This is a genomic window from Pseudomonas migulae (genome assembly GCF_024169315.1).
GTDB classification, from domain to species: Bacteria; Pseudomonadota; Gammaproteobacteria; order Pseudomonadales; family Pseudomonadaceae; genus Aquipseudomonas; species Aquipseudomonas migulae_B.
Genome location: NZ_JALJWR010000001.1, coordinates 1,377,978 through 1,403,584 on the forward strand (window position 1 = coordinate 1,377,978; position 25,607 = coordinate 1,403,584).

Sequence of the window (25,607 nt, forward strand, 5' to 3'; positions counted from 1 at the left end):
GTCAGTTGGCTACAGCCATTCGCGAATGGCTTCTGAACAGGCTATCGACTGCGGCAGGGGGGAATTGAAGGCTATTTCGATCCGCTGGTGCTTTTGCGACATGCGGTCATCGTCGGCGCTTTTGGCGTTTTGCCGCGAAGGTAAACCAGTAGCAGTCTCCGTTCGTATCGGGGATGTGCGTTGAGCTGCATGATTCGAGTGCGTCACAGGTTGGATACCGCTTGGGCCTTGCCACTCATAAGCATTTGCAGGGTCAGCGCATTGCCCAGCGCAAAGCCACTGGCGGTGTTATCAAAGATGCACCAGCTGACGGCGCCCGCCTGCTCCGCATTTCGCACCTGCTGCGCCAACAGCTCCAGTCGGTTTTCGTCGTAATCACTGTGATAGATGCGTGGCGAACCGTGCCAGCGCCAGTATTGAATCCCCGACCAGCCACCCGGTCTGTCGCCACCGGTAATGGGCGATGGGTCGGCGGCCACCCGGCCGACTTTCTGTTCGATCAGCAAGGCCTCCGCGTCCAGCCAGCTTGCATGCCGGGGTTCAAGCACAACCGGCCCGGCATAACGCTGGCGCAGCGCCGCGAAAAACGCCGAAGCGATGCCCTCCTCGTAAGCCAGCGACGGCGGCAACTGCACCAGTATGCAACCCAAAGACTCACCCAGCGCGGTGCACTGGGCCAGAAATTCGTCCAGCAACAGCTCACAGCCCTGCAGGCGCTGAATATGGGTGATGAACTTGGGCATCTTCACCGAAAAACGGAAGGCGTTCGGGACCGACTGCGCCCAGCGCAAATAGGTCTGCGGGCGATGCGGGCGGTAGAACGAGCTGTTGATTTCAACGGCCGTCAGTTGCGATGCATACCGCTGCAAGTGCGTGCCATCGGCAGCAAACGATGGCCAGTAATCCCGAGGCAGGTTCCAACCAGCACAACCGATGTAGATCTGATTCAGCTCGCTCAATAGAGCACCCCCGGCGCCATCGCGGATGAACATCTCCATAACTTCGAGAAAAGCCCGGCCCGCAAGTTCGTTTTTTCCCCAGCGCATGCTAGGTTGTACGACGACTGATGAATGCTACTTAAATCCATCACTCGATCACCCACAACAACAAGGAAACACCCATGAAAAAAATGAAAGTGCTGATTGGTTTTCTGTGCCTGTTCAGTGGCTACGTCGCGGCCACCCCGTCCTCCGCTGAGAAAGACGTGGCGCAGGCCGTCGACCACCTGACCCAAGCGATGTTGAAAAAGAACATTCCCGAACTGAACGCTCTGACCGCCGAGAACCTGACCTACGGGCATTCCAGCGGGAAGATCCAGAACAAACAGGAATACATCGCCGACATCGAAACCGGCCGAAGCGCCTTCAAGACCCTGGAGATGCAAAACCAGACCATCACCCTGTCCGGTGACGTTGCCTTGGTTCGCAACCATTTCTCTGCACAGGCATTGAAAGGCACGGAAGTGATTCCAACCGAAATCGAAAACTTCCAGATCTGGCAGAAACAGAAAGGTCACTGGCTGCTGGTTGGACGCCAGGCGTTCAAGTTCTGATGGTGATGTGATGACGGGGATGGGGTATGCGGAGCCCTGTCCCCTTTTATATCAATCATGAACAGCATGCTGCCTCCGTACGGAGCCTGAATCCTTTGGAACAGACGATAGATTAAAAGCGCCCGGTGACAGGCCGAACGCGTGTGTTTCACTCCACTGGCGAGAACGCTAGAGTGTCGCAACTCTCCCGGACAACGTGGACGCCAATGGATTACCAAACGCCTGAGCCTCAAGCCATCTGCAACCCGATTACCAGCAGCGCGATTTTTATCGTGGCAACCCTGGCGCCTGGCAGTGACGCTGCCGGAAAAGTCCGGGCCTGGTGCGCCGATGTCGCGGCCCTGACACGATCGGTTGGCAAACGCGTTCCCTCCGGTAATTTGTCGTGTGTCTGCGGTTTCGGGTCCACAGCGTGGGACACCTTGTTCGGCAACCCGCGTCCGGCCTCACTGCATGCCTTTCGCGAGTTTGGCGTAGAGGGTCGCCGCGCCGTGGCAACGCCGGGCGATATTTTGCTGCACATCCGTGCAGACCAGATGGACCTCTGCTTCGAACTGGCGACGCAGTTGATGTCATCGCTTGGAGAGGCGGTTTCGGTCGTCGATGAAGTCCAGGGTTTTCGCTATTTCGATATGCGCAGCATCATCGGTTTCGTAGATGGCACCGAAAACCCGGTCGGTCGCAAGGCGGTCGACTTCACGCTGGTGGGCAACGAAGATCCGTCGTTCGCCGCAGGCAGTTATGTGCTGGTGCAAAAGTACCTGCACAACATGACGGCCTGGAACGCATTGTCCGTCGAGGCTCAGGAACGGGTTATCGGGCGCACCAAACTGTCCGACATCGAACTCGATGACGCAGTCAAGCCGACCTCCTCGCACAGCGCCCTGACGACAATTACCGAAGACGGGCAGGAAGTGAAAATCCTGCGCGACAACATGCCCTTCGGTCGCCCGGGCGCCGGTGAGTTCGGCACGTATTTCATCGGCTATGCGCGCTCACCCGCCCCCCTTGAGCTGATGCTCGAAAACATGTTTGTCGGCAGACCCGCGGGCAACTACGACCGTTTGCTCGATTTCAGCACGGCGGTCACCGGAGGCCTGTTCTTCGTTCCTTCAGCAGACCTGCTGGAAGAACTGGCGGATCGTTGAACCAGGAAGTGCCCGCGCCCTTGGCAAAGTCAGAGATTGCAGTGGCCATCATCTCAAAGGTAGTATTGAGAACGATTCACACTAACATCTGGAAAACCAACCGGTGCAACTTCCTCCAACCAGCAAGCTGGGCTTCTTTTTCAGCGACCATCATCGCTGGCTGCTGCAGCATATCCAGCGGCGCCTGCGCAATCACGCGGACGCTGAGGACACCGCCGCCGATACGTTTTGCCAGATGCTGACGGCCCGGGTAGACCCGGACACCATCGAACAGCCACGCGCGTACCTCTCGACCATTGCCCGACGGCTGATCTTTGACCGTCATCGCCGGCGCAAGCTGGAACTGGCCTACCTCGAACGCCTTTCCACGCTGCCCGAATCCTTCGCCCCTTCCCCGGAAGAGCAATTGCAGTTGATCGAAGCCCTGGTTGCCATCGACCGGGCGCTCGACGGCTTGCCAATGGTCGTCAAGGCCACGTTCCTCTACAGCCAGCTGGACGGTCTGAGCTACGTGGCGATTGCGCAAAAACTGGGGCTTTCGGAGCGTACGGTCAGCCGTTACATGAAACAGGCACTGTGTCAGTGCTACCTGAGCGAGTTGGCGCCATGAGCGCGCCGCGCCTCGATCCGGTCAGCGAGCAGGCCATCGACTGGATGGTAAGCCTTCGTGCCGGCAAGCCCGATGCCGCACTTCAAGAACGGTTCAACGCATGGCTGGCGATAGATCCCGCAAACGCCCGGGCCTGGGCGAATTTGCAGGAACGTCTCGGGGCTTCCTTCAACACGATTCGTGCGCTGGATCGGCGTCTGCCCGGTCAGGCCGACGAAGCGCGGCAACTGCTGCTGCAACCCCGCGGTTCACGCCGCGATGCGTTGCGCGTGATCGCGGGTCTGGGCCTGCTGGGTGGCGGCGCATGGCTGGGTGTTCGCAGCCCGCTGGGTGACTCGCTGCTGGCGGATCTGCACACCGTCCGCGGCCAGCGCCAGGACTTCACGCTGACCGACGGCAGCCGCCTCAGCCTGAATGCCAACAGCGCGGTGGATCTGCGCTTCGATGACCAGCAAAGGCTGGTGATTCTGCGCCATGGCGAGCTGGTGATTCAGGTCGCAGCCGACCCCAAGCGTCCGCTGCGCGTGCGCACCGCCCAGGGTGAAATACGTGCACTGGGCACGCGATTCCTGGTGGCTCAGGAACACGACGCGACTCGCGTCGTGGTGCTGCAACATTCGGTCGAAACCCGTCTGTTCGACGGCACGACGCTTGACCTGCAGGAAGGTCAATCGGCCTTGCTGTATGCAGGGAAGATTGCACCTGTGGCGGGCGATCAGCGTCATCGCGCCGATTGGCTCAGCGGCCGATTGAATGTGCTGGACGATCCACTGGAGCAGGTGGTCGACGCGCTACGTCCTTACAGCCGGGGTTTTGTCCGCGTGGCGCCCGAGGTTCGCGGCTTGCGTGTCCAGGGCGTATTCCCGTTGAACGATCCGGATCGGGTGTTCACAGCACTGGCGGAAACCCTGCCGATTCGCGTGGATCGCTACAGCCCATGGCTAACGCTGATTCGTGCGAAATAGTCCCGCTGGAAGGTTTTTTTTGCAAATCGCTCTCATTCGTGTCCGGTTTTCATTTCTCGTCCCACCTATCTCCTGACACTTCCACATTTTCAGGAGAACGCTGTGTTCAACCCATGGCCCCACGCCCTTTCCGCCGCTGTCGCCCTGGCAACCCTGGTAAGCCCTGCCCTGTCGCAGGCGCAAGACCTGACGTTCAACCTGCCGGCCGGCCCACTCGCCAGCACGTTGAATGCCATCGCCAGCCAGAGCGGCCATATCGTTTCATTGGAGCCTTCGCTGGTGCGGGGCAAACAAGCGCCGGCGGTGGTCGGCCAGATGCCCGCGGAACAGGCGATGCAGAAGGCGTTGGCGGGCAGCGGCCTGCAATTGCGAGTGACCGGCCAAGGTAACTTCAGTGTCGAGCCCGCCCCGGACAACGGCGCAGCGTTGCAACTGGGCGTGACCAGCATCGTCGAACGCAGCACCGACGCCACCACCGAAGGCTCAGGCTCCTACGCCGCGCGTGCGGTGACCATCGGCAAGGGCACCCACACCCTCAAGGAAATTCCGCAGTCGGTCACGGTGATGACCCGCAAGCAAATGGACGATCAGGATATCGTCGACCTCAAGGACGCGGCCAACAAGACCACCGGCCTGGTCGGTGCTCAAGGCGTCGGCAGAGGCTTGATCCTCAGTTCCCGCGGTTTCCAGATCGATGACTGGCAATACGACGGCGTGCCGATCCCGCGCAACACCTACGCGCTGGGCAACTGGGCCACGCAGGACCTGATCTTCTTCGATCGCATGGAAGTGCTGCGTGGCGCGTCCGGTTTGCTGCAAGGCACCGGCAGCCCCGGCGGCGCGGTCAACCTAGTGCGCAAACGCGGCCAGGCCGCACCGACCGTGACCCTCACCGGCAAGGCCGGCTCCTGGGATCACTACGGTCTGCAACTGGACGCCGGCGGGCCGCTGAACCAGGCCGGTACGGTGCGTGGACGCCTGGTGGCCGACCAGGACAACAGCCACTCGTTCGTCGACTCGGAATGGTATGAGACCACCTCACTGTACGGCGCGCTGGACTTCGACCTGAGCGAGGCCACGACCCTGGGCTTTGCGGTCAGCCAGTCCGACGGCGAATCGCGCTCGAATGTCCGCGGCTTCCCGCGCTACGCTGACGGCAAACCCGTCGACCTGCCGCGCAAGACTTACACCGGGGCGAAGTGGAACCATTCGGACATCGATGTCACCACGCTCTACACCGACCTGGAACACCGTTTCAATGACGATTGGGCCTTCAAGGTCGGCGCTGTGCGCATGACCGAAACCAACAAGGCAAAGAACCAGCGGGTGCAATCCAGCGGCAGTGGCATCAATGCCGATGGCAGCGGCGTGCAATACGCTGACTTCGTGACTGACCTGGACTCAACCAAAGTCGCTCTGGACATGAACCTCAACGGTAAGTTCGAAGCCTTGTCCATGCAGCAGGAAATCATGGTGGGCGGCAACTACTCCAAGTACACCTCGGATGACAAATTCGCCCGGACCTTCAATAACAGCACCGACAATATCTTCGACATTGATCACGATCGTCCGGAAATCAGTTACGACGGTTTGCTCAATAGCCCCGGAGGTCGCGGGACACCGAGCAAATATGACATTCGCCAAAAAGGCCTGTACGGCAGCTGGCGGGTCAAGCCGATCGATCCGATGACCCTGGTGCTCGGCTCGCGCGTCAGCTGGTACGACTACAGCTACAAATCGTGGAGCCAGGACGCGACCAGCCTCAGCGAGTTTCCTGAAAGCACCAGCAATGAAAACGGCGAAGTGACCCCCTACGCCGGTATCGTCTATGACCTGAGCCGCGAATGGGCGGTCTATGCCAGCTACACCGACGTGTTCACACCGCAAACCGAACGCGATACCGGCGGCGCGGTCGTTAAACCGATTATCGGTACTAACTACGAAGTGGGTCTCAAGGGCGAGTTGATGGACGGTCGGGTCAATACGTCCCTGGCCCTGTTCCGTTACGACCAGGAAAACCGAGCCACTCTCGATACCGACGGCGGGCAAATCTGCGACGGTTGGTACTGCTCGAAGGCCTCCGGCAAAGTACGCAGCCAGGGTCTCGACGCTGAAATCAGCGGCGAAGTGCTGGACGGTCTGCAACTGTTTGCCGGTTATACCTACAACACCACCAAGTACATCAAGGACCCGGAAAACGAAGGCAAGGTCTTCAGCTGGTGGACGCCGAAACACATGCTGCGCGTCTGGGGCAACTACCAGTTCAGCGGCGACTGGAACCGTGTCAGCACGGGCCTGGGCTTCGTTGCTCAAACCCACACGATCGGTTACGACCACTCCGTCAACGTCCCGGGTTACACCGTGTGGAACGCACGTGTCGGCTACCAGCTCACGCCGAAAATCGAACTGGCGATGAATGCCAACAACCTGTTTGACAAGACCTACTTCGCGGCGGCCTACAACCAGATCAATGGCAACAACAACTACGGTGATCCGCGCAACGTGATGTTCAGCGTGAAATACACGCCGGAGTTCTAATACCGCCGATTGTTTCATCAACGCCCTCCCCGTTTGCAAGCGCAGGGAGGGCGGTTACACCATCCTTACGCTTGACTTCGACTCCCCTTGAAAGCCTCACGCCGCGTTTGCCGTTCTGCGGCGTAGGCTTCGCTCTGCTCACTGATCAGCTCATCCCGACGCAACAGCTCACCGCAATGTTCGCAAAGCGGGCCTAACCCCGCGGGCTCGCCACAGGTTTTGTGGGTGTACACCACCGCCAGGCCTTCCTCCGGCGACTTGCACCAGGTTTCCCCCCAGGCGCGCAGCGCCAGCACCACCGAGTAAAAGGCCTGCCCTTTTTCAGTCAGGTGGTATTCGTAGCGTGGCGGGCGTTCGTTGTAGAGACGGCGTTCGACCAGGCCGTCAGCCTCCAGACTCTTCAAGCGTGCAGCGACCATTTGCGGGGTGCCGCCGGTCTGCGCCTGGATCTCGTCGTACCGATGACTCCCCATGATCAGCTCACGCAGGACCAGCACGGTCCAGCGATCGCCCACGATCGCCTCGGCCCGGGAAATCGGGCACAGGGTGTCGGGAACAGTGGTATTTATCGACATACGGACTTGCCTCTTTCGCAGTTACTATGATTATCATATCAACAAGATGCCCAGGCAAGTCCCCGGCACCGGTCACTCACTTTTCGTGGAGAACATCGTCATGTCGAACGCCCTTTACCCGCTCAACAGGACCGCCTACCTGCTGGTCGATCCGTACAACGATTTCCTGTCGGAAAACGGCAAGGTCTTTCCCTTGATCAAGCCGATCGCCGAGCAAGTCGGCCTGCTCGACAACCTTCGTACCCTCGACCGCGCAGTGCGTGCCCTCGACATTCCAGTGGTCATCGTACCGCACCATCGCTGGGAACACGGCGACTACGAAGGCTGGGACCATCCGACGCCGACCCAGTACAAGATCATGCACATGCACCACTTCGCTCGCGGGGAATGGGGTGGCGAATGGCACCCGGATTTCGCGCCGAAGGACGGTGACATCGTCGTTCAGGAACATTGGGGCTCCAGCGGTTTTGCCAACACCGACCTCGATTTTCGCCTCAAGCAGAAAGGCATCACCCACGTGATCATCGTGGGCCTGTTGGCCAACACCTGCATCGAAGCGACTGCCCGCTATGCCTCGGAACTGGGTTACCACGTCACCCTGGTGCGTGATGCGACCGCTGCTTTCCGCCCGGAGATGATGCACGCTGCCCACGAGCTGAATGGCCCCACCTTCGCCCACGCTATTGTGACCACAGACGAACTCGTCGCCACCCTGGCACAGCAGGAGTAACGCCGATGAAACTGACAGGAAACCTGATCATCGGCGACCACGATGTCCCGGCCACTGAAGGGACGATGAAAGCGCTCAACCCCGCCACCAACACGTTGATCGAGCCGGAGTTCGCGCTGGGTGGCGTGGCGCAAGTGCACCAGGCGGCCACCCTCGCTGACGAGGCGTTCGACAGTTACAGCCATACCTCGCTCGCTGTGCGCGCGGCGTTTCTCGAGAGCATCGCCGACAATCTCGAAGCCGTCCGCGAAGCGTTAGCGGCCCGTGCCGCGCTTGAAACAGGCTTGCCGCAAGCGCAACTGGAAGGCGAGGCAACCAGGGCTGCCACGCAGTTTCGCCAATTCGCGGAGGTCGTGCGCAAAGGCCGCTTCCTGCAACTGGCCATCGACCCGGCGCAGCCTGATCGCCAGCCTCGCCCACGCATGGACCATCGCCTGCAGAAAATGGCCATCGGCCCGGTGGCGATTTTCGGCGCGAGCAACTTTCCGATCGCCTATTCGGTGGCCGGTGGCGACACCGCGTCGGCACTGGCCGCTGGCGCGACCGTCATTCTGAAGGCGCACAACGCCCATCCGGGCGCTTCGGAAATCCAGGCGCGGGCTATCCAAAAAGCAGTGCAGGACCACGGGTTGCACGAGGGTGTTTTCTCGATGTTGCGCGGCATCGGCAACACGATCGGTGAAGCCCTGGTCGATCATCCGCTGATCAAGGCCGTGACGTTTACCGGTTCGGAACAGGGCGGCATGGCGCTGTATCGCCGTGCGCAGTTACGGCCCGATCCCATTCCGGTGTTCACCGAGATGACCAGCATCAACCCCACGTTCATCCTGCCCGCCGCACTGGCCGAACGTGGCACGCCGATTGGCGATGGCTTTATCGAGCGCATGCTGGTGAATGTCGGGCAAGCCTGCCTCAGGCCCGCCCTGCTGATCGCGATCAAAGGCGCAGGTCTTGAAGCACTGCGCGACGCCATGGTGAAACGCGTGGCCGACGCCTCGGCGCGCACGATGCTGACGCCGGGGATTCATGCGTCCTACCTGAACGGTCTGGCCGCGATGGAGAACGCCGGTGCGCGCCGCGTCGCTGAAGGCTCGGCGGCCAGCGCAGACTTTGACGGCCAGTCAGCGCTGCTGGAGGTCGACGGCCAACGCTTCCTGAGCGAAGCGGTACTTTCGCAGGAAGTCTTCGGTCCATCCGCCCTGCTGGTGACCGCCGAGGATGAAGCTGAATTGCTCGCCATCGCTCGCTCGCTCGAAGGCCAGCTCAGCGCCGCCCTGCACCTGGAAGAAAGTGACTTGCCACTGGGTCGGCGCCTGCTGCCGGTGCTGGAACGCCGCACCGGGCGCATCGTCGTCAACGCGTTTGCCCATCCCCAAGAGGTGACCTATGCCACCGTTCACGGCGGCCCGTTCCCGGCCACCTCGGACAGCCGCTTCACCTCGGTGGGCATGACGTCGATCGAACGCTTCCTGCGCCCGGTGGCTTACCAGGGTTTTCCGGATGCGCTGCTGCCTGAGGCACTGCGTGATTTCAATCCGCTGAAGCTGCCTCGCCTCGTGGATGGGCAATAGGCGCCTGCCGACAAACCCAAGCGGGTCGTTTGCCACTGCTCAGTGGCAAATGACCCGGATTGCACAGATGGGCGCTTTTTAAACACCCGGCTCGACCGGTTTGCCCAGTGCGCTGTCGATCATGTGACGCACGCCCCGCAACACTTGGGCCGACACCTCTGGCCTGGCCTTCGCCGTGGCGCGCGCAACCGAGAGCGCGCCGACCATTGCCGCAACGATGCCCATGGCGGTATCAAGTGCGTCGACGCCGGGATTGTTGGCGGCAACCCTGCGCTCAAACGCCCGCACCAGCACCATATAACCCTCGGTAAACGTTGCGCTGGTCGCAACATCCTGGCGCCCGATTTCACTGGCGGACGCGGCCATTGCGCAGTGGTCGGCGTAGTCGTCGCGCCTGTCGACGGACAGATAGTCGGACAGGAAACGGTCCAGATCCGGCTCGCCATCAACGGTGCCGGTATAGAGCTTGGCATTCCCCTGCTCCAGGCTCCAGGCCAGCGCCTCGGCTGCCAGCGCTTCCTTGGACGGGAAATGCGCGTACAGCGCGCCATGGGTCAAACCAGCCGACTTGCTGATTTCGGCAACGCCCACCCCGTCGATCCCTTTCTGTTGAAACAGGCGGCTTGCGGTCTCCACCAGTATGGCGCGATTGGCTTGTGCTTTTTCTTTCGAGATTTTCATGATGAGACTCCTTCGCGCTCACTCTGGCACATTATCGTTGCAACCGCAATTAACGACAATTCAGCATCCAACTGGGCGTTAAAAATGGTTTGTGTATTTGCTTGACTTTAATGATTGCGACTACCACTATAAAAACATTGATTGCAACCGCAATCTTAACGAGCGCAAGTCGCTCCCCTGCCAGAGCACACCACCATGAACATCAAGAACTCCGTAGCATTTGTTACCGGCGCCAATCGTGGTCTTGGCCTTGCCTTCGCAAAAGAACTCGTTGCGCGCGGTGCCGGCAAGGTCTACGCAGGGGTGCGCAATCCTGAAGGCGTCGACATTCCGGGCGTCATCGCCATTCGCCTCGATGTCAGCGATCCGGCATCGGTCGCCGCAGCGGTGGCCCAGGCTGGCGACGTAACGCTGCTGGTCAACAATGCCGGTATCGCCCGCGTGCTGCCCTCCATGCTTGATCCTGGCCTGGTGGAAGCCGCCCGCGAAATCTTCGAAACCAACTACTACGGCGTCATGCACGTCAGCCTGGCCTTCGCACCGGTACTGAAAGCCAACGGCGGTGGCGCGATCGTCAACGTGCTGTCGGATGCCACCTGGATTGCCGCGCCGTTCCTGTCCGCCTATGCGGCATCGAAAGCAGCGGCGTGGAGCTTCACCAATTCGCTGCGAATCGAACTCCATGGCCAGGGCACCAGCGTGCAAGGGCTGCATGTCGGCTTCATCGACACCGACCTGACCCACGGTTTTGACGTACCGAAAGTCCAGCCATCCGACGTCGCGATCCAATCGCTGGACGGGGTGGAAGCAGGACTGCAAGAAGTGCTCGCAGACGAAGGGACACGCGCCATCAAAGCCAGCCTGTCCACCGGGCAAGCGGCTTACCTGAATCCATAATCCGTTGCGTAAGGAGCACACCGTGAAACTCTTCCAGCGGCTGGCCCTCGGGGCTGCATTCTTTGCCATCGCGGTCAGCGGCGCCCTTGCGGCGCCGGCGGCCACGCACAACAACGCCCCCAATCAATTTGTCGAAGCTGACGGCGTGCGTTATGCCTATCGCCAATTCGGGGCGCAGACCGGTGTTCCCGTGATCTTGCTCCAGCACTTTCGCGGCAATCTGGATTACTGGGACCCGGCAGTGACCGATGGCCTGGCAAAGGGTCGACCGGTCTACCTGTTCGACAATGCCGGCGTGGGCCTCAGTAGCGGCGAAACACCCGATTCGTTCGAAGGCATGGCCGATCACGTCGCCGCGTTTGCCCGCGCCCGTGGTTTGAAGCAGGTCGACGTACTTGGCTTTTCAATCGGCGGCATGGTGGCGCAGGAAGTTGCGTTGCGCCATCCACAGCTGGTGCGCCGGCTGATCCTGGCGGGAACATCGCCACGCGGCGGGATCGCGGGAAATGATTCACGGGTTCCCGAGATCGCACTGCGCGAATCCATCGCCACGCTGGAAGAAACCGCTTACCTGTTCTTCGATCCGGCGCCGTCCAGCCAACTGGCAGCCCGGGAATTCTGGGAAAGACGCCACCAACGCAAGGAAGGTCTCGACAAGCTCAATTCGATGAAAGTCATCGCGGCCCAAGGGGCGGCGCTGGGCAAGTGGAACGCTCCCGGTGACGGCACTTTTTCGCAACTGAGCAAGATCAGCCAGCCCACCCTGGTGGTCAACGGCAGCAAGGACATCATGGTGCCCACCCAGAACTCGTACACGCTGCAACAGCACATTCCGAACGCCAGGCTGCTGATCTATCCAAACTCGGGGCACGGTGCGTTGTTTCAGTACGCCAACGATTTCGTGACGCAAGCCAATGCCTTCCTGGACTGAGGCCATACTGATGCACAACTTTTTGATGCTGCACCCGGGAGCCGACCAATGCGTATTTTGATCGTGGGAGCCGGGTCGACCGGCGGATTTTTCGGTGCCAAGCTCGCCAAGGCCGGTCGGGATGTAACCTTCCTCGTGCGATCGCAACGCCTAAGCCAGCTTCAGCAGCATGGCCTCTGCATAAAAAGTCCGGCGGGAGACATCGAAATCCAGCCGCAGCTCATCACTTCGACGCAAATCCAGGGCCCCTTCGACATCGTTCTGGTCGCGGTGAAAGCCTATGCGCTCGACTCAGCGCTGCGGGATATGGACGCGGCCGTTGGCCCTGACACCGTAATCCTGCCGTTGCTCAATGGCATGCGGCATATGGACGTGATCGCAGAGAAATACGGCGCAGACCGCCTGTTGGGCTGCGCCTGTAAGGTAGCGACAAGTCTTGATGAGGAAGGCCGCATCGTACAAACGGGCACGTTCAACGATATCGCCTATGGCGAGCTGGACGGCAGCGAGTCAGAGCGAATCGCTCTCGTACACGAGTTCATGAGGGATGCGGGATTTGACGCAAAAACGTCGAAGACGATCTTGAGAGACATGTGGGAAAAATGGACGTTGCTTGCCGCAATGGGAACCATAAATTGCCTGATGAGAGGCAGCATTGGCGATGTCGCCTCAGTCAAAGGAGGTCGCGAATTCGCGACGCGCGCTATCGACGAGGTGGTGTCCATTGTCCACGTCGTGGGCCGGGCATTAAGTGCACCGTTCCTGACGGAAGCTCATCGCCTTCTCACACTGGAAGGCTCCCCGCAAACCTCTTCGATGTACAGGGATCTGATCGCTGGCCGGGGAATCGAAGCCGATCAGATCATTGGAGACCTTCTGGAAAGGGCAACCGCGAAGGGTATGGAAGCGCCCCTATTGGCCTTGGTCTATACGAATCTGCTTGTTTACCAGGCTCAACTGGACAAGTGATATCGAGTAGATCGGTAAGTCACACCACGTGCCGGCCCTCGTCTACGTCAGCTCCTTTATCGGAGGTGACGCCCTGAAATGCATCTGCATGCATTTCGCCGCGTGGGAACAGCCTGAGTTGTTCGCCAAGGAACTGCGCGCAGCCTTCCGTACCTTGCGCTGAACGCTGCGTTGCGTTGGCCTGCCCATTGTCCCGGCGTGCAGGTCGGTCCCTTGTGGGAGCTGGCTTGCCAGCGATGGTCGTTAACGATGACGTGTGCTGTCTGAAATAACGCGGTGTCTGGGCGTCCATCGCTGGCAAGCCAGCTCCCACAGGGAGTTGTTGGGGGGTGTGACATTGATGTTCACCGCCGATGTTCCTGACGAACTTCAGACCGGCTATCAGGCCGCCTCGCTTTGGCTTTGGCTTTTGATCTGGCTTTTGATGTTGATCTGCCCCGTCGGAAGGCCGAGCGCAGGTTCTGCGCAGTGGGCAACCCGGCATGGATGCCGGGTTAGCCGCCCCCGGCCATGGATGGCCGATGGCGGCGGGCCCACGGAGCAGGACCGGAGTGAGGGAATGGCGAGCCTTAGCGAGCCACCGTACGTCAGGGGCGCAGGCGCTTGGTTACTTGGCGCTTTTCCAAGTAACCCGCTGTAAAAGCGGAACCAATAGCCGCCGTTACCGCAGCAACGGATATGTACACCATCAAAACCTATGTCGCCTGAAAAACCGCCATCGCAGGCAAGCCAGCTCCCACAGGGTTTCGGGTACATCCGTGAGAACAGAGGTCGTCTGTAAGCTCGCAACCCTCAAGGATCGACCTGCGCCATGAGTTCAGGAACCGTTTCCCGGCGATTGGCATAACGCTGCGCCAGCACTGCGCAGACCATCAGCTGAATCTGGTGGAACAGCATCAACGGCAGGATCAACACGCCAATGGTGCTGCCGGCGAACAACACTTGGGCCATCGGCACGCCGGTGGCCAGGCTCTTCTTCGAACCGCAGAACAGGATCGTGATGCGGTCTTCCTGATTGAAGCCGAAGGCTTTGCCCAGCACGGTGGATGCCAGCAATACCAGGCCCAGCACGATGCAGCAGACCACCACCAACCCGGCCAGCTCCCAGAGCGGAATCTGGTGCCAGATGCCTTCGATCACCGCCTCGCTGAACGCACCGTAGACCACCAACAGGATCGAGCCCTGGTCGACGAACTTCAGCCAGCTCTTGTTGCGCGCCACCCAGGCGCCGATCCAGCGGCGGGCGATCTGCCCGGCAATGAACGGCAGCAACAGTTGCACACTGATCTTCAGAATCGCATCGAGCGTCGAACCGCCCTCGCCGTGCACATTCAGCAGTAGCGTCACCAGCAACGGCGTGAGGAAAATCCCGAACAGGCTGGAGGCCGCCGCGCTGCAAATCGCTGCCGGGATATTCCCCCGTGCCAGGGACGTGAAAGCGATCGCCGACTGCACCGTTGCGGGCAATGCGCAGAGGTAGAGCATGCCCATGTACAGATCGTCGCCGATCAGCGGCGAGAGCAAGGGTTTGAGCGCCAGGCCGATCAACGGAAACAGGATGAACGTCAGGCTGAACACCAGCAAATGCAGGCGCCAGTGGCCAGCACCGGCGATGATCGATTCACGGGACAGTTTGGCGCCATGCAGGAAAAACAGCAGGGCGATGGCGAGGTTGGTCAGCCAGCCAAACCCGACCGCGACCTGGCCGCTGGCGGGCAGCAGGCTGGCGAGAACGACCACGCCGATCAGGGTCAGGGTGAAGTTGTCGGGCAAGAAACGGGGGCGAGTCATCGGTGTCATCCGGCGGTGGCGAGAGCGTGCCTCGACTCTAACGCGCCTGCCAATTGCCGACTAACGCTAATAAGCCAGTAGATATCGCCTAACAGACATAACCCTGACGCGAGTGCATTCGTTAATAAAACAGCGGCAGCGGCAACTTCATGCGAACGCGGTACTCGCTCAATCATCCTCATGCAACTTGATACCCCTGGCGTGCAGCAGATGCGGCACCAACAGCACCAACAAGGTCAATGCGAGAAACGCAGCGGAAATCGGTTGTGTCAGAAACACCGTCCAGTCGCCCTCGCTGATCGACAACGCGTTACGCAGTTGTTTTTCCGCCATCGGCCCCAGCAGCATGCCCACGATCACCGGGGCGACAGGGAAGTCGAACCGCCGCATCAACACCCCGCCCCACCCGATCGCCAGCATCAGCAACAGGTCGAATGAAGAGTGGCGCATGCCGTAAACGCCGATGGTGGCGAACACCAGGATCCCGGCGTTCAGGTACGGTCGGGGTATCTGCAACAACTTCACCCAGAGCCCCACCAACGGCAGGTTCAACACCAGCAGGATGACGTTGCCGATGTAGAGCGACGCCACCAGGGTCCAGACCAGTTCACCCGAGGTTTCAAACAGCAGCGGTCCCGGTTGCAGGTTGTAGTTCTGGAATGCAGCCAACAGGATGGCTGCCGTGGCCGACGTCGGGATACCAAGGGTCAGCAACGGCACCAGAGAGCCGGTCGCACTCGCGTTGTTCGCCGCTTCAGGGCCGGCGACGCCCTCGATGGCGCCCTCGCCTTTGCTGGCGGCGAATTCTTTCGGGTATTTGCTGAGCTTGCGCTCGGTGGAATAGGACAGAAACGTCGGGATCTCCGCGCCACCGGCCGGGATCGACCCGAAGGGAAACCCGATCAGCGTTCCACGCAGCCACGCCGGAACCGAGCGTTTCCAGTCAGCACGCGTCATCCACAAAGAGGTCAGGCGATGCCGGCCGGTCGCCTCTTCTTTCTGATAAAGCAGGCTGTACAACGCCTCGCCCACCGCAAACAACCCCACCGCCACCAGCACGACTTCGATGCCATCGACCAGCTCCGGAACGCCCAGGGTGTAGCGAGCAATGCCCGAGGTCGAGTCCAGGCCGATCAAGCCGATGGTCAGGCCCACACCCAGCGAGGCAAAACCGCGCAACATCGACGCACCGAGCACGGCGGACACTGTCGTGAACGACAGCACCAGGATGGCGAAATACTCCGCAGGTCCGAATTTGAGCGCCAGTTTGGCCACGATCGGCGCAAACAGGGTCAGCAGAACCGTCGCAATGGTGCCCGCCACAAAGGAACCAATGGCCGCCGTGGCCAAGGCCGGTCCTGCCCGGCCATTGCGGGCCATGAGGTTGCCTTCCAGGGCCGTCACCATGGAAGACGACTCCCCGGGCGTATTGAGCAAAATGGAGGTCGTGGAGCCGCCAAACTGAGCGCCGTAATAGATACCGGCAAACATGATCAGCGCGCCGGTGGGGTCGACCTTCGCAGTGATCGGCAGCAGCAGCGCCACCGTCAGCGCCGGCCCGATGCCCGGCAAGACACCGATGGCAGTGCCGAGCAGACAGCCAATGAACCCCCACATCAGATTGATTGGCGTCAGGGCCGAGGAAAAACCCATTGCCAGGCTTGCAAGAATATCCACCCTGTTGATCTCCTTCGGCCTGAATCAGATCCAGGCGTTGACAAGCGGCGGAAGGGAAACCCCCAGCCCGGCATTGAACAGCCAGTAAATCGGTAGCGTCAGGGCAATGCCGATGGCGAGATCGCGCAGGGGATGGCGACTGCCAAAGCCCCGCGCCGAACAGGCGAACAACAGCGCGGCCGCCAGGACGAATCCGATCAGATTGATCAGCACGGCCACCCCCAGCAGTCCTCCCGTCACCCACGCCACACCGGCCTTGCCGCCGGGCAACACCTTGGCGGATTCGTCTTCGTGGTCAGCCAGTTCGCGAAAACCGCCGGTGAGGGCTTGATAGATCAGGACTGCACCCACGCCCCCCAGGAATACCGCGACGGCATAGGGGTAGACATACGCGGCGAGGATGACGAAGCCCATCTCTTCGGGAAACAGGAAGGCGCCGTACGCCAGCACGGCGCTGATGGCTAGCACACCGATGCCAATCGCCAGTTGCACCGGTACGATTTTGCGCGCCTGAGTCATTTCGCAACCAGCCCCACCTCGACCAGCATCGCACGCAGCCGCACATGCTCCTCGTCAACGAATTTGCCGAATTCGTCACCGGTCAGAATGTTGGCAGACCATTTGTTGGTTTCAATATTGTCTTTCCAGACCTTGCTGTTGGCGGCGGCGACCACGGCGTCGGTCACTTCCTTGCGCTGCTCGGAGGTGAGATTCGCGGCACCGTAAACACCACGCCAATTGCCGATGATCACGTCATACCCGCTTTCTTTAAGCGTCGGCGCATCGATGTCGGCAACGCGCTCTGGTGCACCGATGGCGAGCACGCGGAACTGACCGCTCCTGATGTATTGGCCAAGCTCGGCGTAACCGCCGGTGATCGCTTTGATCTGACCGCCCAATGCCTGGGCAACCACTTCACCCCCGCCCGCAAAGGCAACGTAATTGACCTTGTTGACCGGAATACCCATTTTTGCGGCCAATTCGGCAATGCCGATGTGATCGATCGACCCCTTGGAGCCACCGCCCCAGGAAATACTGGTCGGTTTTTCCTTGAAGGCTTTCAGCAGGTCCTCCAGAGTTTTGAATTCGGACTCCTTGCGCACCGCAATCACGTTGTACTCGGTAAAGAGCCGGGCAATCGGCGTCACATCCTTCAAGGTAATCTGCGGTTTGTTCTGCTCGATGCCCGCGACCATGATCGCACCGACCACCAGCAGCGCATTCGGATCGCCCTTGGTGCTGTTGGCAAATTGCGCCAGCCCCAGCGTGCCCCCTGCTCCCCCTTTGTTTTCGAAGGTGGCGGATTTGGCTGCCTTGGCTTCAATCAAGGCCTTGCCCAGCACCCGCGCGGTCTGGTCATAACCGCCGCCGACCGAGCCAGGGGCCATGAATTTCACGGTATCCAGTGCGAATGCAGGCGTTGCAAGCACAGCGGTAGTGACGACAACCGCGAGGCAACGGGTGGATCGACGTAACAATGAAAACATGCGTTTTCTCCCGAGACTCTTGTTTTTATGGGGCACCGGTTGAACGTCGATCAGGGCGAATACCCCGATCAATGAACATCCATCTCGGGATAAGCGTAGGCCATGGTTAGAATGGCGGCATACAACAGTGAATCACTTCATTTCAGGAAGACGCCTGCATGGACGACCCTCGTGCCGATAACCGCAACAACGCATGGTCGGTGTTCCTCATTTTCCTGCGCCTCGGGCTGACCTCGTTTGGCGGCCCCATCGCCCACCTGGGCTACTTCCGTGAGGAATTCGTCACACGCCGGCGCTGGCTGACGGAGCACAGTTATGCGGATCTGGTGGCGCTGTGCCAATTTCTGCCGGGGCCGGCCAGCAGCCAGGTCGGCATTGCACTGGGCATGTCTCGGGCGGGATACCGTGGTGCACTCGCCGCGTGGGCCGGTTTTACGTTGCCTTCGGCCGTTGCCCTGATCCTGTTTGCCCTGGGTCTCTCCCGATACGGTGCAATTCTCTCGCCGGGCGCATTGCACGGACTCAAAGTGGTGGCCGTCGCGGTGGTTGCGCAAGCGGTGTGGGGCATGGCGCGAAACCTGTGCACGGATGGGCTGCGCGTCACCCTCATGATGATTTCAGCCGGCGTTGTCCTGCTTGAACCGTCCGCCTGGGCGCAGGTCGGCGTGATCACCGCCGCCGGTGTCGCCGGCCTGCTGTTGTTCAAACCCGCACAGCGTGACGGGCACGATCCTCTGCCCATCCCCCTCAGTCGACGAGTCGGGGCGATCTGGTTGTCGCTGTTTGTGGCTCTGCTGATCGGCCTGCCGATCTTGAATCAACTCTTGCCGAGTCAAACCCTGGCGCTGGTGGATGCCTTCTACCGGGCCGGCTCACTGGTCTTCGGTGGCGGCCACGTCGTGCTGCCGCTGCTGCAAGCCGAGGTGGTGCCTTCGGGCTGGGTCAGCAATGAAGCGTTTCTCGCCGGGTATGGCGCCACGCAGGCCGTACCGGGCCCGCTGTTCACGTTCGCCGCATTCCTCGGTGCATCCATGAACCCTGCCCCGTCGGGCTGGCTCGGCGGGTTGATCTGCCTGCTGGCGATCTTCGCGCCTTCGTTCCTGTTGATCCTGGGTGCCTTGCCTTTTTGGGAACGGTTGCGTCGCAGCGTACGCGCGCAAGCCGCATTGATCGGGGTGAATGCTGCCGTGGTCGGCTTGTTGTTGGCCGCGCTGTATCAACCGGTCTGGACCAGTGCAATTTTCACCGCACAGGACTTTGGTCTGGCGTTGGTCGCCCTTGTTGCGTTGATGTTCTGGAAGCTGCCGCCGTGGCTGGTGGTGATCGGTTGCGGGGTTGCAGGCTGGCTGTTGAGCGCCGGCTAAGCAAAAACGGATGAATAACCGTTTGATTTTCACGCAGTTACTTTTTCAGAAACACTAATCCCGGGGCCCTCGACGCAACACTGAAAATGGCCGAGCTATTCTAAAAACCAACTGGACTTCGCGACTTGAGTTTATTGATGGCGCGCATCAGGAGACAGGTCATGAAAGGCATGCTCGGCGGCATTGGTTTGTCACTGATACTGGCGACAACCGCAGCGTTCGCTCATCACGGCTGGAGTGAATACGATTCCGGCAATCCCTTGCAATTGAACGGCACGATCGAAGAATCGGGATACTCCCATCCCCATGGATTCGTGCGCCTCAAAACACCGGACAAGACCTGGAACGTGGTATTGGCGCCGCCCTCGCGCATGGAGAACCGTGGTCTTTCCAAGGAGATGCTAAGTGTCGGCAGCACGGCTAGCGTGGTCGGTTATCAGAATCGCAGCAAACCGGATGAACTGCGCGCCGAACGCATCACAGTCGGCGACAAAACCATTGAGTTACGCTGATGCAAACCCTCAATACCGGTGTGGAGCCGGGAGCGGATAGCTGGCTGGACTGGGTGGGTGAGTCGCAATTGGGCGCTGCCATGCGCGGCGACCTGTGGCTGTATCCGCTGGTGGAGGTGGTTCACATCATCGGGTTCGCCGTGTTGGTCGGCTCCGTGGTGATGTTCGATATGCGGGTGCTCGGGCTGTCGAAAAACATTGCCGTCACCGACCTCGCTCGCCACCTGTTGACCTGGTCACTCGCAGCACTGCTGTTGATCGTGCCTGCCGGACTGATGATGTTTTCAGCCCACCCACATGATTTCGCCTCCAACAGCATCTTTATCCTTAAGCTTTGCCTGATTGCGACGGCGGGCCTCAATGCAGCGCTGTTCCACGTCGGTGTCTATCGTTCAGTCGATCATTGGAACACTGCGGTCGCCGCGCCCGGCATCGCAAAATGCCAGGCGCTGCTGTCGATCGCGTTATGGCTCACGGTGGTGTTGTGCGGTCGACTGCTGGCCTACACCTGATGATCAGGTATTGGTTTTCAACTTGGTCCACAGACGCGTGCTCAACCGCGCAATCGACGCAGGCAATTCCTCGACGGTAAACAGCTTGTCCAGCACACTTTTCGGTGGGTAGATCGCCAGGTCCTGCTTTACGGCCGGGGTCACGTACTGATCCGCCGCGAGGTTGGGGTTGGCGTAGTGGATGCTGTTGCTGATGTTGGCAATGACTTGCGGCGTCAGCAGGTAGTTCATGTAGGCGTAGCCATCCTTCTCGTGCGGCGCGCTCTTGGGCATGACCACCATGTCGAACCACAGGGTCGAGCCTTCATCAGGGATCGAATAGGCGATGTCGATGCCGTTGTTGGCTTCCTTGGCGCTGGCAGCCGCCTGAACGATGTCGCCGTTGAACCCGATCACCGCGCAGACATTGCCGTTCGCCAGGTCGCTGATGTACTTGGACGCGTGAAAATACTGCACGTACGGCCTGATTTTCAGCAGCGCCTGCTCGGCTTTCTTGTAGTCAGCCGGCTCGTGGCTATGGGGTGGCAAGCCCAGGTAATTGAGGGTGATCGGCAGGATCTGCGTCGGGTTGTCGATAATCGCCACGCCGCACTGGCTGAGCTTCTTGATGTTTTCCTCATCAAAAAACAGCTTCCACGAGTGGGTGACATCGGTGTTGCCGAAGATCGCCTTGATCTTCTCGACGTTGTAGCCAATCCCCGCCGTGCCCCACATGTACGGATAGCCGTACTGATTGCCCGGATCATTGACTTCGAGTTTTTTCATCAACGCCGGATCAAGGTTTTCCCAGTTGGGCAGCTGGCTCCTGTCGAGTTTCTGAATGGCCCCGGCCTTGATCAGGCGCGACAGGAAGTGGTTCGAAGGGCTGACCACGTCGTAACCGGTGTTGCCGGTCATCAGCTTCGACTCCAGCACTTCGTTGCTGTCATGGATGTCGTAAGTCGCCTTGATCCCGGTTTCCCTGGTGAAACTGGTCAGGGTGTCGTCGGCGATATAGCCGTTCCAGTTGGAAATATTGACGACTTCGTCCGCGTAAGTGGCGGCGGACAACGTGGTCAGCGCAACCATCAGGGGAAGTGTGTTCACGCGCATGTTCAATCACCTTGTTGATGAGCTTTTGTTGTTTTTTGATCGGCGGGTTTTCTAGATTTCAGTCCTGGCCCTGACCGCCTCCACGCGCATGCGAAGCATGGCACCGATATCGAGCAAAGGACGTGGCGGCAGCCAGCCCGGTTGCGCCCTGCGCATCACTGATTCGAGGATTGGCGAGCAGGTGCCCGAGGCCATTTCGGCGAGCAATCGACCCCACAGCGTGCCGCGCGCGACGCCCGAACCATTGCAGCCCGCCACTGCGAACACGCCCTCTTCGACTTTGCCGAAATAAGGTTGCCCGGTGCGTGAGGCGCTTAAGTGGCCGGTCCAGGTGTATTGAATGTCCTGCTCGCCCAGAAACGGAAAACGCCGTTGCAGGCCGAGCACATGGTGTTTGCGCCGATGCAGCAGCTCGCTGTCGGTCAGGTCGCGGGAACGGTATTCCGCGGTATTGCGGATCATCACGCGACGATCCGGGGTCAGTCGCACGGTAGCGCCGAGCGGCCGGGTAGAAAGCACGCCCCACGGCTCGACAGCGCCGATGGACTGGAACTCTTCATCGCTGAGCGGCCGGGTCAGGCTGGCGCTGAGCTCCATCGGGAAGGTGCCGCTGTCCTCGATCCCCGAACGGGGAATGAACGCGTTCAGGCACACCATGACCTGTTTCACCTCGATGCTGCCGGCGGTGCCTCTGGCGCGAATACGCCCGACGCCCGAACGCTCCAGGCCGGTGATGTCGGTATTCTCGAAGACGGTCACGTTGTCCGGGAGTGCATCCAGCAAGCCCTTCACATATTTCGCCGGTTGCAGCAGCGCGTTGCCGTGGCCGCACCAGATCCCCGCCTGGTAATGCCGGGTGCCGAGTTTTTCGTTCAGCTGTTCACCTTGCAGAAATTGCGCAGAGGCGCCGACGGCGCGCAAAGTCGCCAGTTTGGCCTCGACATCGGTCAACTTGCCGGGATCGCTGACGGCGAAGAAATAGCCGGAATCCCGGAAATCGCATTCGATGCCATGACGCGCGATGCGCTGACGAACTTCATCGCTGGCGGCACGGGAAATCGCGGTGTCCACTTCATAACCGGCAAACCCGGGGTTGCCGATCAGTTCATCCTTGGTCGGGTGTTCGTGGCCCACCACGAAACCCGAGTTGCGCGCCGAAGCGCCTTGCGCCGCGCGCTGACGGTCAACGATCACGATCCGCGCCTGAGGGTGCATCTGCGCGAGCGAGTGCGCAGCACTCAACCCGGTGATGCCGGCACCGATAATCAGCCAGTCGGCCTTTTCCGTGCCTTTGAGAGGACGGCGAGCGGGTGAACTTCCCGCCTGCGCAATCCAGCCACATTCATTGGTCATGCCTCACCTCATTGGACTGTCGTTCGGCGAGCACATGCTGTTATTGCATGAGCATTTTCGGAAGATGCTCGCCAGAGCTAGAATCTATAAGGCCCGTAGTGATACAACCAACGTTATAAAATCATTGAGCCATTCAGAAAACGCATGGATAAAATCCGTCACGTTCCCTCGCTCCAGGCCTTGCAGGCGCTGGTGGAAGTCTCCGACTCGGGAAGCTTCACCCAAGCCGCCCAGAAGCTGTGCCTGACCCAAAGTGCGGTCAGTCGAAAAATCCAGCTGTTGGAGAGCCACTTTGGTGTGCCGATGTTCGCGAGGACCAGCCGCAATGTCCGGCTGACACCGGAAGGTGAGCAGGTGCTGGGCACCGCCCGGAACATCCTCGCGCAACTAAAAATACTGGAAGACCGCCTCGCCCCGCAGGAACGCCCTTTCCGCATCCGCATGCACGTGTCACTGGCGGTTCGCTGGTTGCTGCCGAAATTGAGCGAGTTCTATCGAAGTCACCCGGAGGTTTCGCTGTCGATCGAAACCGTGGCGACGGAAGTGGTCGAGCCGGCCATCGACAGCGATGCCTACATCCTTTATCTGCCCGAACCATCCCCCGATCCAGATTGCCTGACCCTGTTCAAGGAAGCGTTGGTGCCGGTGTGCGCTCCCGGTCTGGGCACCTCGACACGGCCACTGGCAGCGGTGCAGGACCTGGTGAGTTTCCCGTTGCTGCACCGCTCGGCGGACCGGCATGACTGGACCCAATGGCTGTCTGCCAATGACGGAAAATCGCTGGAAGATTACCGCCACATCCCCTTCAACCTCGACGAACTGGCGCTCGACGCAGCAGCGCGAGGATTGGGTGTGGCGATGACGGACAGGACGCTGGCCGGAGAGTCGATCGAACGGGGCGTGCTGGTCATCCCGTTCGGCCGCCCGTTGGAAACACGAGGTGTCTACGCGTTGAATCTGCAACCTTCAGCCGCCGCACATCCGGCCTGCGCGCTGGTTCTGCAATGGTTCGCGCAGCAGGCCGAAAAGGAAGCCGACGCTGATTGAACCCTATGTGCCTCCACCGATCCCTTCTGTCGCATTGGAAAACGCCACCCCGGCCTCGCGCACCAGGGTTCGCCATTCCGCGGAGCTGATCAGCCCTTTGCGCTCCATCTCATCGGCAGCCTTGAGCAATTCGTCGTACTGCTCCTCCACATCCATGCGAATCTCGGGTTGTGCGAGGAGTTTGTACCAGGCCGCCAGGGCATCCCGTCTCAGATCATCGGTCATGGTCCAGCTCCCAAGGATTGTTTTCGTTTGGAAGTGTGTGGTCGGATGACCGTTCCGGGCTCCCGACGTACGGCAGCCCTTGCATTACAAACTTGTCATCGACTTGTCAGCGTAGCCAGCACCCTCGCTTCCTACAGTGGCGTCGTCAGTCACCCACACCGGGTGACGCCTCCCACTGAAAATGACAAGGGTCGATACCATGAAACCATTGAACAAACTCTGCCTGATCGCCGCCAGCCTGTTGATGCTCGGCACCGGTTCCGCCATGGCCAGCGACATCGCGCCGGTCAAGGCCGACAACGTCGTGCTGGTGCACGGCTCCTGGGCCGATGGCTCGAGCTGGGCAGACGTGATCTCGCGGTTGCAGGCCGCCGGTTTGCACGTCACCGCCGTGCAAAATCCGCTGACCTCGGTTGCCGACGACGTCGCCGCGACCCAGCGCGTACTCAATCAGCAAGACGGCCCGACGGTATTGGTCGGCCACTCCTACGCCGGCACCGTGGTCAGTGAAGCCGGGGTCAATCCCAAGGTGAGCTCGCTGGTATATGTCGCCGCCCGCGCGCCGGATGCCGGTGAGGATTTTGTCGCGCTGTCAGGCAAATACCCGACCATGCCCGTGCGCGCCGGCACCGAAGAGCATGACGGTTTCGTCAGCCTGAAACAGGACGCCTTCCTCAAGTACTTCGCCAGCGACGTGCCCCACGACAAGGCGATGCAACTGTTCGCCGTGCAGCAACCGATCGCCAAAACCCTGTTCACCGAACGCACCACCGCAGCCGCCTGGCACAGCAAACCGTCGTGGTACGCGGTCTCCAGCCTCGACCAGACCATCAATCCGGACCTCGAACGCTTCCTCGCCAAGCGCATGGGCGCGACCACCATCGAGCTGCCGTCGAGCCACTTGTCCCTGGTCTCCCACTCCAAGGAAATCGCCGACCTGATCCTCGAAGCCTCCGGTCGCCAGCCATAACGCCGAGGCCGTTTCATTACAACTTTGTCATTGAACTGTTGGTCGGCTGTCCGGATCGCCTGGTTAACCTGAACTCACTGTCAGGCCACCCGCCGGCAGCCAGCCAAAACCCCGAATAGAGAGACTCATCATGAAAAAGATTATCTTCGCCTTCGCCGCCCTCCTCGCCACCGGCTCGGCTTTTGCCGACACGCAGAACACGGCACCGGTGATCCATGACAAGACCGGTTTCTTCGTGCACATGGACGTTGATAAAGTCCTGTCCAGCACCGACATTTCGCAGCAGTGCGGCGTGATTCCGGCGCGACTCGACTACCTGGACCATCAGGGTCGCGAGCATGTGCTGGATTACCAGGTCGAAGGCAGCGGCTGCACCAATGATCATTGATCCGGCTACACTGGCGCCAATT

Annotated in this window: 27 protein-coding genes; 17 read left to right on the top strand and 10 right to left on the bottom strand. The window is 60.3% G+C overall.

The genetic code is table 11. The features are described from left to right. Positions 1 to 203 precede the first annotated feature (203 nt). Positions 204 to 959: a DUF72 domain-containing protein gene (locus tag J2Y86_RS06210; protein WP_437180651.1), complete on the bottom strand. Its 756-nt coding sequence runs from the start codon at positions 957 to 959 to the stop codon at positions 204 to 206. Positions 960 to 1,120: 161 nt separating this feature from the next. Here J2Y86_RS06210 and J2Y86_RS06215 point away from each other — a divergent pair, with 161 nt between their 5' ends. From J2Y86_RS06215 to J2Y86_RS06235, 5 genes are all read left to right on the top strand, one after another. Continuing rightward, positions 1,121 to 1,552 carry a nuclear transport factor 2 family protein gene (locus tag J2Y86_RS06215; RefSeq protein ID WP_253428857.1) on the top strand — a complete coding sequence of 144 codons (432 nt, stop codon included), beginning with the start codon at positions 1,121 to 1,123 and terminating at the stop codon, positions 1,550 to 1,552. Positions 1,553 to 1,758: 206 nt separating this feature from the next. Continuing rightward, positions 1,759 to 2,700 (top strand): Dyp-type peroxidase, encoded by a 942-nt coding sequence (locus J2Y86_RS06220; RefSeq protein ID WP_253428859.1) that lies wholly within the window; start codon positions 1,759 to 1,761, stop codon positions 2,698 to 2,700. Between the two features lie 103 nt (positions 2,701 to 2,803). Further along, positions 2,804 to 3,310 carry a sigma-70 family RNA polymerase sigma factor gene (locus J2Y86_RS06225; RefSeq protein WP_253428861.1) on the top strand — a complete coding sequence of 169 codons (507 nt, stop codon included), beginning with the start codon at positions 2,804 to 2,806 and terminating at the stop codon, positions 3,308 to 3,310. Continuing rightward, complete coding sequence (locus J2Y86_RS06230; RefSeq protein WP_253428863.1) at positions 3,307 to 4,275, top strand: FecR domain-containing protein; 969 nt, start codon at positions 3,307 to 3,309, stop codon at positions 4,273 to 4,275. The genes J2Y86_RS06225 and J2Y86_RS06230 overlap by 4 nt, the downstream gene beginning before the upstream one ends. A gap of 102 nt (positions 4,276 to 4,377) precedes the next feature. Then, complete coding sequence (locus J2Y86_RS06235; protein ID WP_253428865.1) at positions 4,378 to 6,813, top strand: TonB-dependent siderophore receptor; 2,436 nt, start codon at positions 4,378 to 4,380, stop codon at positions 6,811 to 6,813. A 65-nt stretch (positions 6,814 to 6,878) separates the two neighbouring features. On the opposite strand, the gene J2Y86_RS06240 is transcribed toward J2Y86_RS06235, so the two are convergent. Next, on the bottom strand, positions 6,879 to 7,388 hold the full coding sequence (locus J2Y86_RS06240; protein WP_253428867.1) for a winged helix-turn-helix transcriptional regulator: 510 nt from the start codon (positions 7,386 to 7,388) through the stop codon (positions 6,879 to 6,881). A gap of 100 nt (positions 7,389 to 7,488) precedes the next feature. On the opposite strand from J2Y86_RS06240, the gene J2Y86_RS06245 reads away from it, so the two are divergent. Next, positions 7,489 to 8,118 (top strand): isochorismatase family cysteine hydrolase, encoded by a 630-nt coding sequence (locus J2Y86_RS06245; protein WP_253428869.1) that lies wholly within the window; start codon positions 7,489 to 7,491, stop codon positions 8,116 to 8,118. 5 nt (positions 8,119 to 8,123) lie between these two features. Beyond that, positions 8,124 to 9,689 (top strand): aldehyde dehydrogenase (NADP(+)), encoded by a 1,566-nt coding sequence (locus tag J2Y86_RS06250; RefSeq protein ID WP_253428870.1) that lies wholly within the window; start codon positions 8,124 to 8,126, stop codon positions 9,687 to 9,689. Between the two features lie 78 nt (positions 9,690 to 9,767). Here J2Y86_RS06250 and J2Y86_RS06255 read toward each other — a convergent pair whose 3' ends face one another. Continuing rightward, a complete protein-coding gene (locus J2Y86_RS06255; RefSeq protein ID WP_253428873.1) occupies positions 9,768 to 10,370 on the bottom strand; it encodes a TetR/AcrR family transcriptional regulator in 603 nt (200 codons plus the stop codon). 195 nt (positions 10,371 to 10,565) lie between these two features. Between J2Y86_RS06255 and J2Y86_RS06260 the strand changes: the two genes are divergently transcribed. The 4 genes from J2Y86_RS06260 to J2Y86_RS30170 are packed head-to-tail and all read left to right on the top strand — an operon-like array spanning position 10,566 to position 13,330. Next, the gene (locus J2Y86_RS06260) at positions 10,566 to 11,267 is read left to right on the top strand and encodes an SDR family oxidoreductase (RefSeq protein ID WP_253428875.1); all 702 of its coding nucleotides are present in this window, start codon (positions 10,566 to 10,568) and stop codon (positions 11,265 to 11,267) included. 22 nt (positions 11,268 to 11,289) lie between these two features. Next, a complete protein-coding gene (locus J2Y86_RS06265) occupies positions 11,290 to 12,198 on the top strand; it encodes an alpha/beta fold hydrolase (RefSeq protein ID WP_253428877.1) in 909 nt (302 codons plus the stop codon). 48 nt (positions 12,199 to 12,246) lie between these two features. Then, entirely contained in the window at positions 12,247 to 13,167 is a 921-nt protein-coding gene (locus tag J2Y86_RS06270) for a ketopantoate reductase family protein (protein WP_253428879.1), read from the top strand. Positions 13,168 to 13,195: 28 nt separating this feature from the next. Further along, the gene (locus J2Y86_RS30170) at positions 13,196 to 13,330 is read left to right on the top strand and encodes a hypothetical protein (protein WP_301308662.1); all 135 of its coding nucleotides are present in this window, start codon (positions 13,196 to 13,198) and stop codon (positions 13,328 to 13,330) included. A gap of 629 nt (positions 13,331 to 13,959) precedes the next feature. Here the strand turns inward: J2Y86_RS30170 and J2Y86_RS06275 are convergent. The 4 genes from J2Y86_RS06275 to J2Y86_RS06290 all read right to left on the bottom strand — a co-directional run bounded on the left by J2Y86_RS06275 (position 13,960) and on the right by J2Y86_RS06290 (position 18,122). Next, the gene (locus tag J2Y86_RS06275; protein ID WP_253428881.1) at positions 13,960 to 14,958 is read right to left on the bottom strand and encodes a bile acid:sodium symporter family protein; all 999 of its coding nucleotides are present in this window, start codon (positions 14,956 to 14,958) and stop codon (positions 13,960 to 13,962) included. A gap of 168 nt (positions 14,959 to 15,126) precedes the next feature. Beyond that, positions 15,127 to 16,635, bottom strand: a complete 1,509-nt coding sequence (locus J2Y86_RS06280; RefSeq protein ID WP_253428883.1) for a tripartite tricarboxylate transporter permease — start codon at positions 16,633 to 16,635, stop codon at positions 15,127 to 15,129. 24 nt (positions 16,636 to 16,659) lie between these two features. After that, positions 16,660 to 17,154, bottom strand: a complete 495-nt coding sequence (locus tag J2Y86_RS06285; RefSeq protein WP_253428885.1) for a tripartite tricarboxylate transporter TctB family protein — start codon at positions 17,152 to 17,154, stop codon at positions 16,660 to 16,662. Further along, positions 17,151 to 18,122: a Bug family tripartite tricarboxylate transporter substrate binding protein gene (locus J2Y86_RS06290; RefSeq protein ID WP_253428887.1), complete on the bottom strand. Its 972-nt coding sequence runs from the start codon at positions 18,120 to 18,122 to the stop codon at positions 17,151 to 17,153. Before J2Y86_RS06290 ends, J2Y86_RS06285 begins: the two co-directional genes overlap by 4 nt. A gap of 158 nt (positions 18,123 to 18,280) precedes the next feature. Here J2Y86_RS06290 and chrA point away from each other — a divergent pair, with 158 nt between their 5' ends. The 3 genes from chrA (at position 18,281) to J2Y86_RS06305 (ending at position 20,510) form a co-directional block, all read left to right on the top strand. Beyond that, positions 18,281 to 19,486 (top strand): chromate efflux transporter, encoded by a 1,206-nt coding sequence (gene chrA, locus J2Y86_RS06295; protein ID WP_253428889.1) that lies wholly within the window; start codon positions 18,281 to 18,283, stop codon positions 19,484 to 19,486. Between the two features lie 161 nt (positions 19,487 to 19,647). Then, positions 19,648 to 19,998, top strand: coding sequence for a DUF6152 family protein (locus J2Y86_RS06300; protein ID WP_253428891.1), 351 nt, complete (start codon positions 19,648 to 19,650; stop codon positions 19,996 to 19,998). Then, positions 19,998 to 20,510, top strand: a complete 513-nt coding sequence (locus J2Y86_RS06305; protein WP_253428893.1) for a DUF6644 family protein — start codon at positions 19,998 to 20,000, stop codon at positions 20,508 to 20,510. The genes J2Y86_RS06300 and J2Y86_RS06305 overlap by 1 nt, the downstream gene beginning before the upstream one ends. A gap of 3 nt (positions 20,511 to 20,513) precedes the next feature. On the opposite strand, the gene J2Y86_RS06310 is transcribed toward J2Y86_RS06305, so the two are convergent. Both J2Y86_RS06310 and J2Y86_RS06315 read right to left on the bottom strand, forming a co-directional pair. Further along, entirely contained in the window at positions 20,514 to 21,602 is a 1,089-nt protein-coding gene (locus J2Y86_RS06310) for a polyamine ABC transporter substrate-binding protein (protein ID WP_253428895.1), read from the bottom strand. Between the two features lie 51 nt (positions 21,603 to 21,653). After that, positions 21,654 to 22,955, bottom strand: a complete 1,302-nt coding sequence (locus J2Y86_RS06315; protein WP_253428898.1) for an NAD(P)/FAD-dependent oxidoreductase — start codon at positions 22,953 to 22,955, stop codon at positions 21,654 to 21,656. A gap of 144 nt (positions 22,956 to 23,099) precedes the next feature. Here J2Y86_RS06315 and J2Y86_RS06320 point away from each other — a divergent pair, with 144 nt between their 5' ends. Continuing rightward, entirely contained in the window at positions 23,100 to 24,002 is a 903-nt protein-coding gene (locus tag J2Y86_RS06320; protein ID WP_253428900.1) for a LysR substrate-binding domain-containing protein, read from the top strand. 3 nt (positions 24,003 to 24,005) lie between these two features. On the opposite strand, the gene J2Y86_RS06325 is transcribed toward J2Y86_RS06320, so the two are convergent. Then, positions 24,006 to 24,227 (bottom strand): hypothetical protein, encoded by a 222-nt coding sequence (locus J2Y86_RS06325; protein ID WP_253428902.1) that lies wholly within the window; start codon positions 24,225 to 24,227, stop codon positions 24,006 to 24,008. 199 nt (positions 24,228 to 24,426) lie between these two features. Between J2Y86_RS06325 and J2Y86_RS06330 the strand changes: the two genes are divergently transcribed. Both J2Y86_RS06330 and J2Y86_RS06335 read left to right on the top strand, forming a co-directional pair. Beyond that, a complete protein-coding gene (locus J2Y86_RS06330) occupies positions 24,427 to 25,197 on the top strand; it encodes an alpha/beta hydrolase (protein WP_253428903.1) in 771 nt (256 codons plus the stop codon). A gap of 130 nt (positions 25,198 to 25,327) precedes the next feature. Then, positions 25,328 to 25,585 (top strand): DUF2790 domain-containing protein, encoded by a 258-nt coding sequence (locus J2Y86_RS06335; protein WP_253428905.1) that lies wholly within the window; start codon positions 25,328 to 25,330, stop codon positions 25,583 to 25,585. The last annotated feature ends 22 nt before the right edge of the window (positions 25,586 to 25,607 follow it).

Bases quoted from the DNA above. Each gene is read 5' to 3' on its own strand.
- J2Y86_RS06215 (WP_253428857.1), top strand. From the start codon at position 1,121: ATGAAAAAAATGAAAGTGCTGATTGGTTTTCTGTGCCTGTTCAGTGGC.
- J2Y86_RS06260 (WP_253428875.1), top strand. From the start codon at position 10,566: ATGAACATCAAGAACTCCGTAGCATTTGTTACCGGCGCCAATCGTGGT.
- J2Y86_RS06290 (WP_253428887.1), bottom strand. From the start codon at position 18,122: ATGTTTTCATTGTTACGTCGATCCACCCGTTGCCTCGCGGTTGTCGTC.
- J2Y86_RS06250 (WP_253428870.1), top strand. From the start codon at position 8,124: ATGAAACTGACAGGAAACCTGATCATCGGCGACCACGATGTCCCGGCC.
- J2Y86_RS06330 (WP_253428903.1), top strand. From the start codon at position 24,427: ATGAAACCATTGAACAAACTCTGCCTGATCGCCGCCAGCCTGTTGATG.
- J2Y86_RS06320 (WP_253428900.1), top strand. From the start codon at position 23,100: ATGGATAAAATCCGTCACGTTCCCTCGCTCCAGGCCTTGCAGGCGCTG.
- J2Y86_RS06325 (WP_253428902.1), bottom strand. From the start codon at position 24,227: ATGACCGATGATCTGAGACGGGATGCCCTGGCGGCCTGGTACAAACTC.
- J2Y86_RS06305 (WP_253428893.1), top strand. From the start codon at position 19,998: ATGCAAACCCTCAATACCGGTGTGGAGCCGGGAGCGGATAGCTGGCTG.
- J2Y86_RS06240 (WP_253428867.1), bottom strand. From the start codon at position 7,388: ATGTCGATAAATACCACTGTTCCCGACACCCTGTGCCCGATTTCCCGG.
- J2Y86_RS06245 (WP_253428869.1), top strand. From the start codon at position 7,489: ATGTCGAACGCCCTTTACCCGCTCAACAGGACCGCCTACCTGCTGGTC.
- J2Y86_RS06255 (WP_253428873.1), bottom strand. From the start codon at position 10,370: ATGAAAATCTCGAAAGAAAAAGCACAAGCCAATCGCGCCATACTGGTG.
- J2Y86_RS06300 (WP_253428891.1), top strand. From the start codon at position 19,648: ATGAAAGGCATGCTCGGCGGCATTGGTTTGTCACTGATACTGGCGACA.
- J2Y86_RS06230 (WP_253428863.1), top strand. From the start codon at position 3,307: ATGAGCGCGCCGCGCCTCGATCCGGTCAGCGAGCAGGCCATCGACTGG.
- chrA (WP_253428889.1), top strand. From the start codon at position 18,281: ATGGACGACCCTCGTGCCGATAACCGCAACAACGCATGGTCGGTGTTC.
- J2Y86_RS06315 (WP_253428898.1), bottom strand. From the start codon at position 22,955: ATGACCAATGAATGTGGCTGGATTGCGCAGGCGGGAAGTTCACCCGCT.
- J2Y86_RS06310 (WP_253428895.1), bottom strand. From the start codon at position 21,602: ATGCGCGTGAACACACTTCCCCTGATGGTTGCGCTGACCACGTTGTCC.
- J2Y86_RS06220 (WP_253428859.1), top strand. From the start codon at position 1,759: ATGGATTACCAAACGCCTGAGCCTCAAGCCATCTGCAACCCGATTACC.
- J2Y86_RS06270 (WP_253428879.1), top strand. From the start codon at position 12,247: ATGCGTATTTTGATCGTGGGAGCCGGGTCGACCGGCGGATTTTTCGGT.
- J2Y86_RS06275 (WP_253428881.1), bottom strand. From the start codon at position 14,958: ATGACTCGCCCCCGTTTCTTGCCCGACAACTTCACCCTGACCCTGATC.
- J2Y86_RS06285 (WP_253428885.1), bottom strand. From the start codon at position 17,154: ATGACTCAGGCGCGCAAAATCGTACCGGTGCAACTGGCGATTGGCATC.
- J2Y86_RS06335 (WP_253428905.1), top strand. From the start codon at position 25,328: ATGAAAAAGATTATCTTCGCCTTCGCCGCCCTCCTCGCCACCGGCTCG.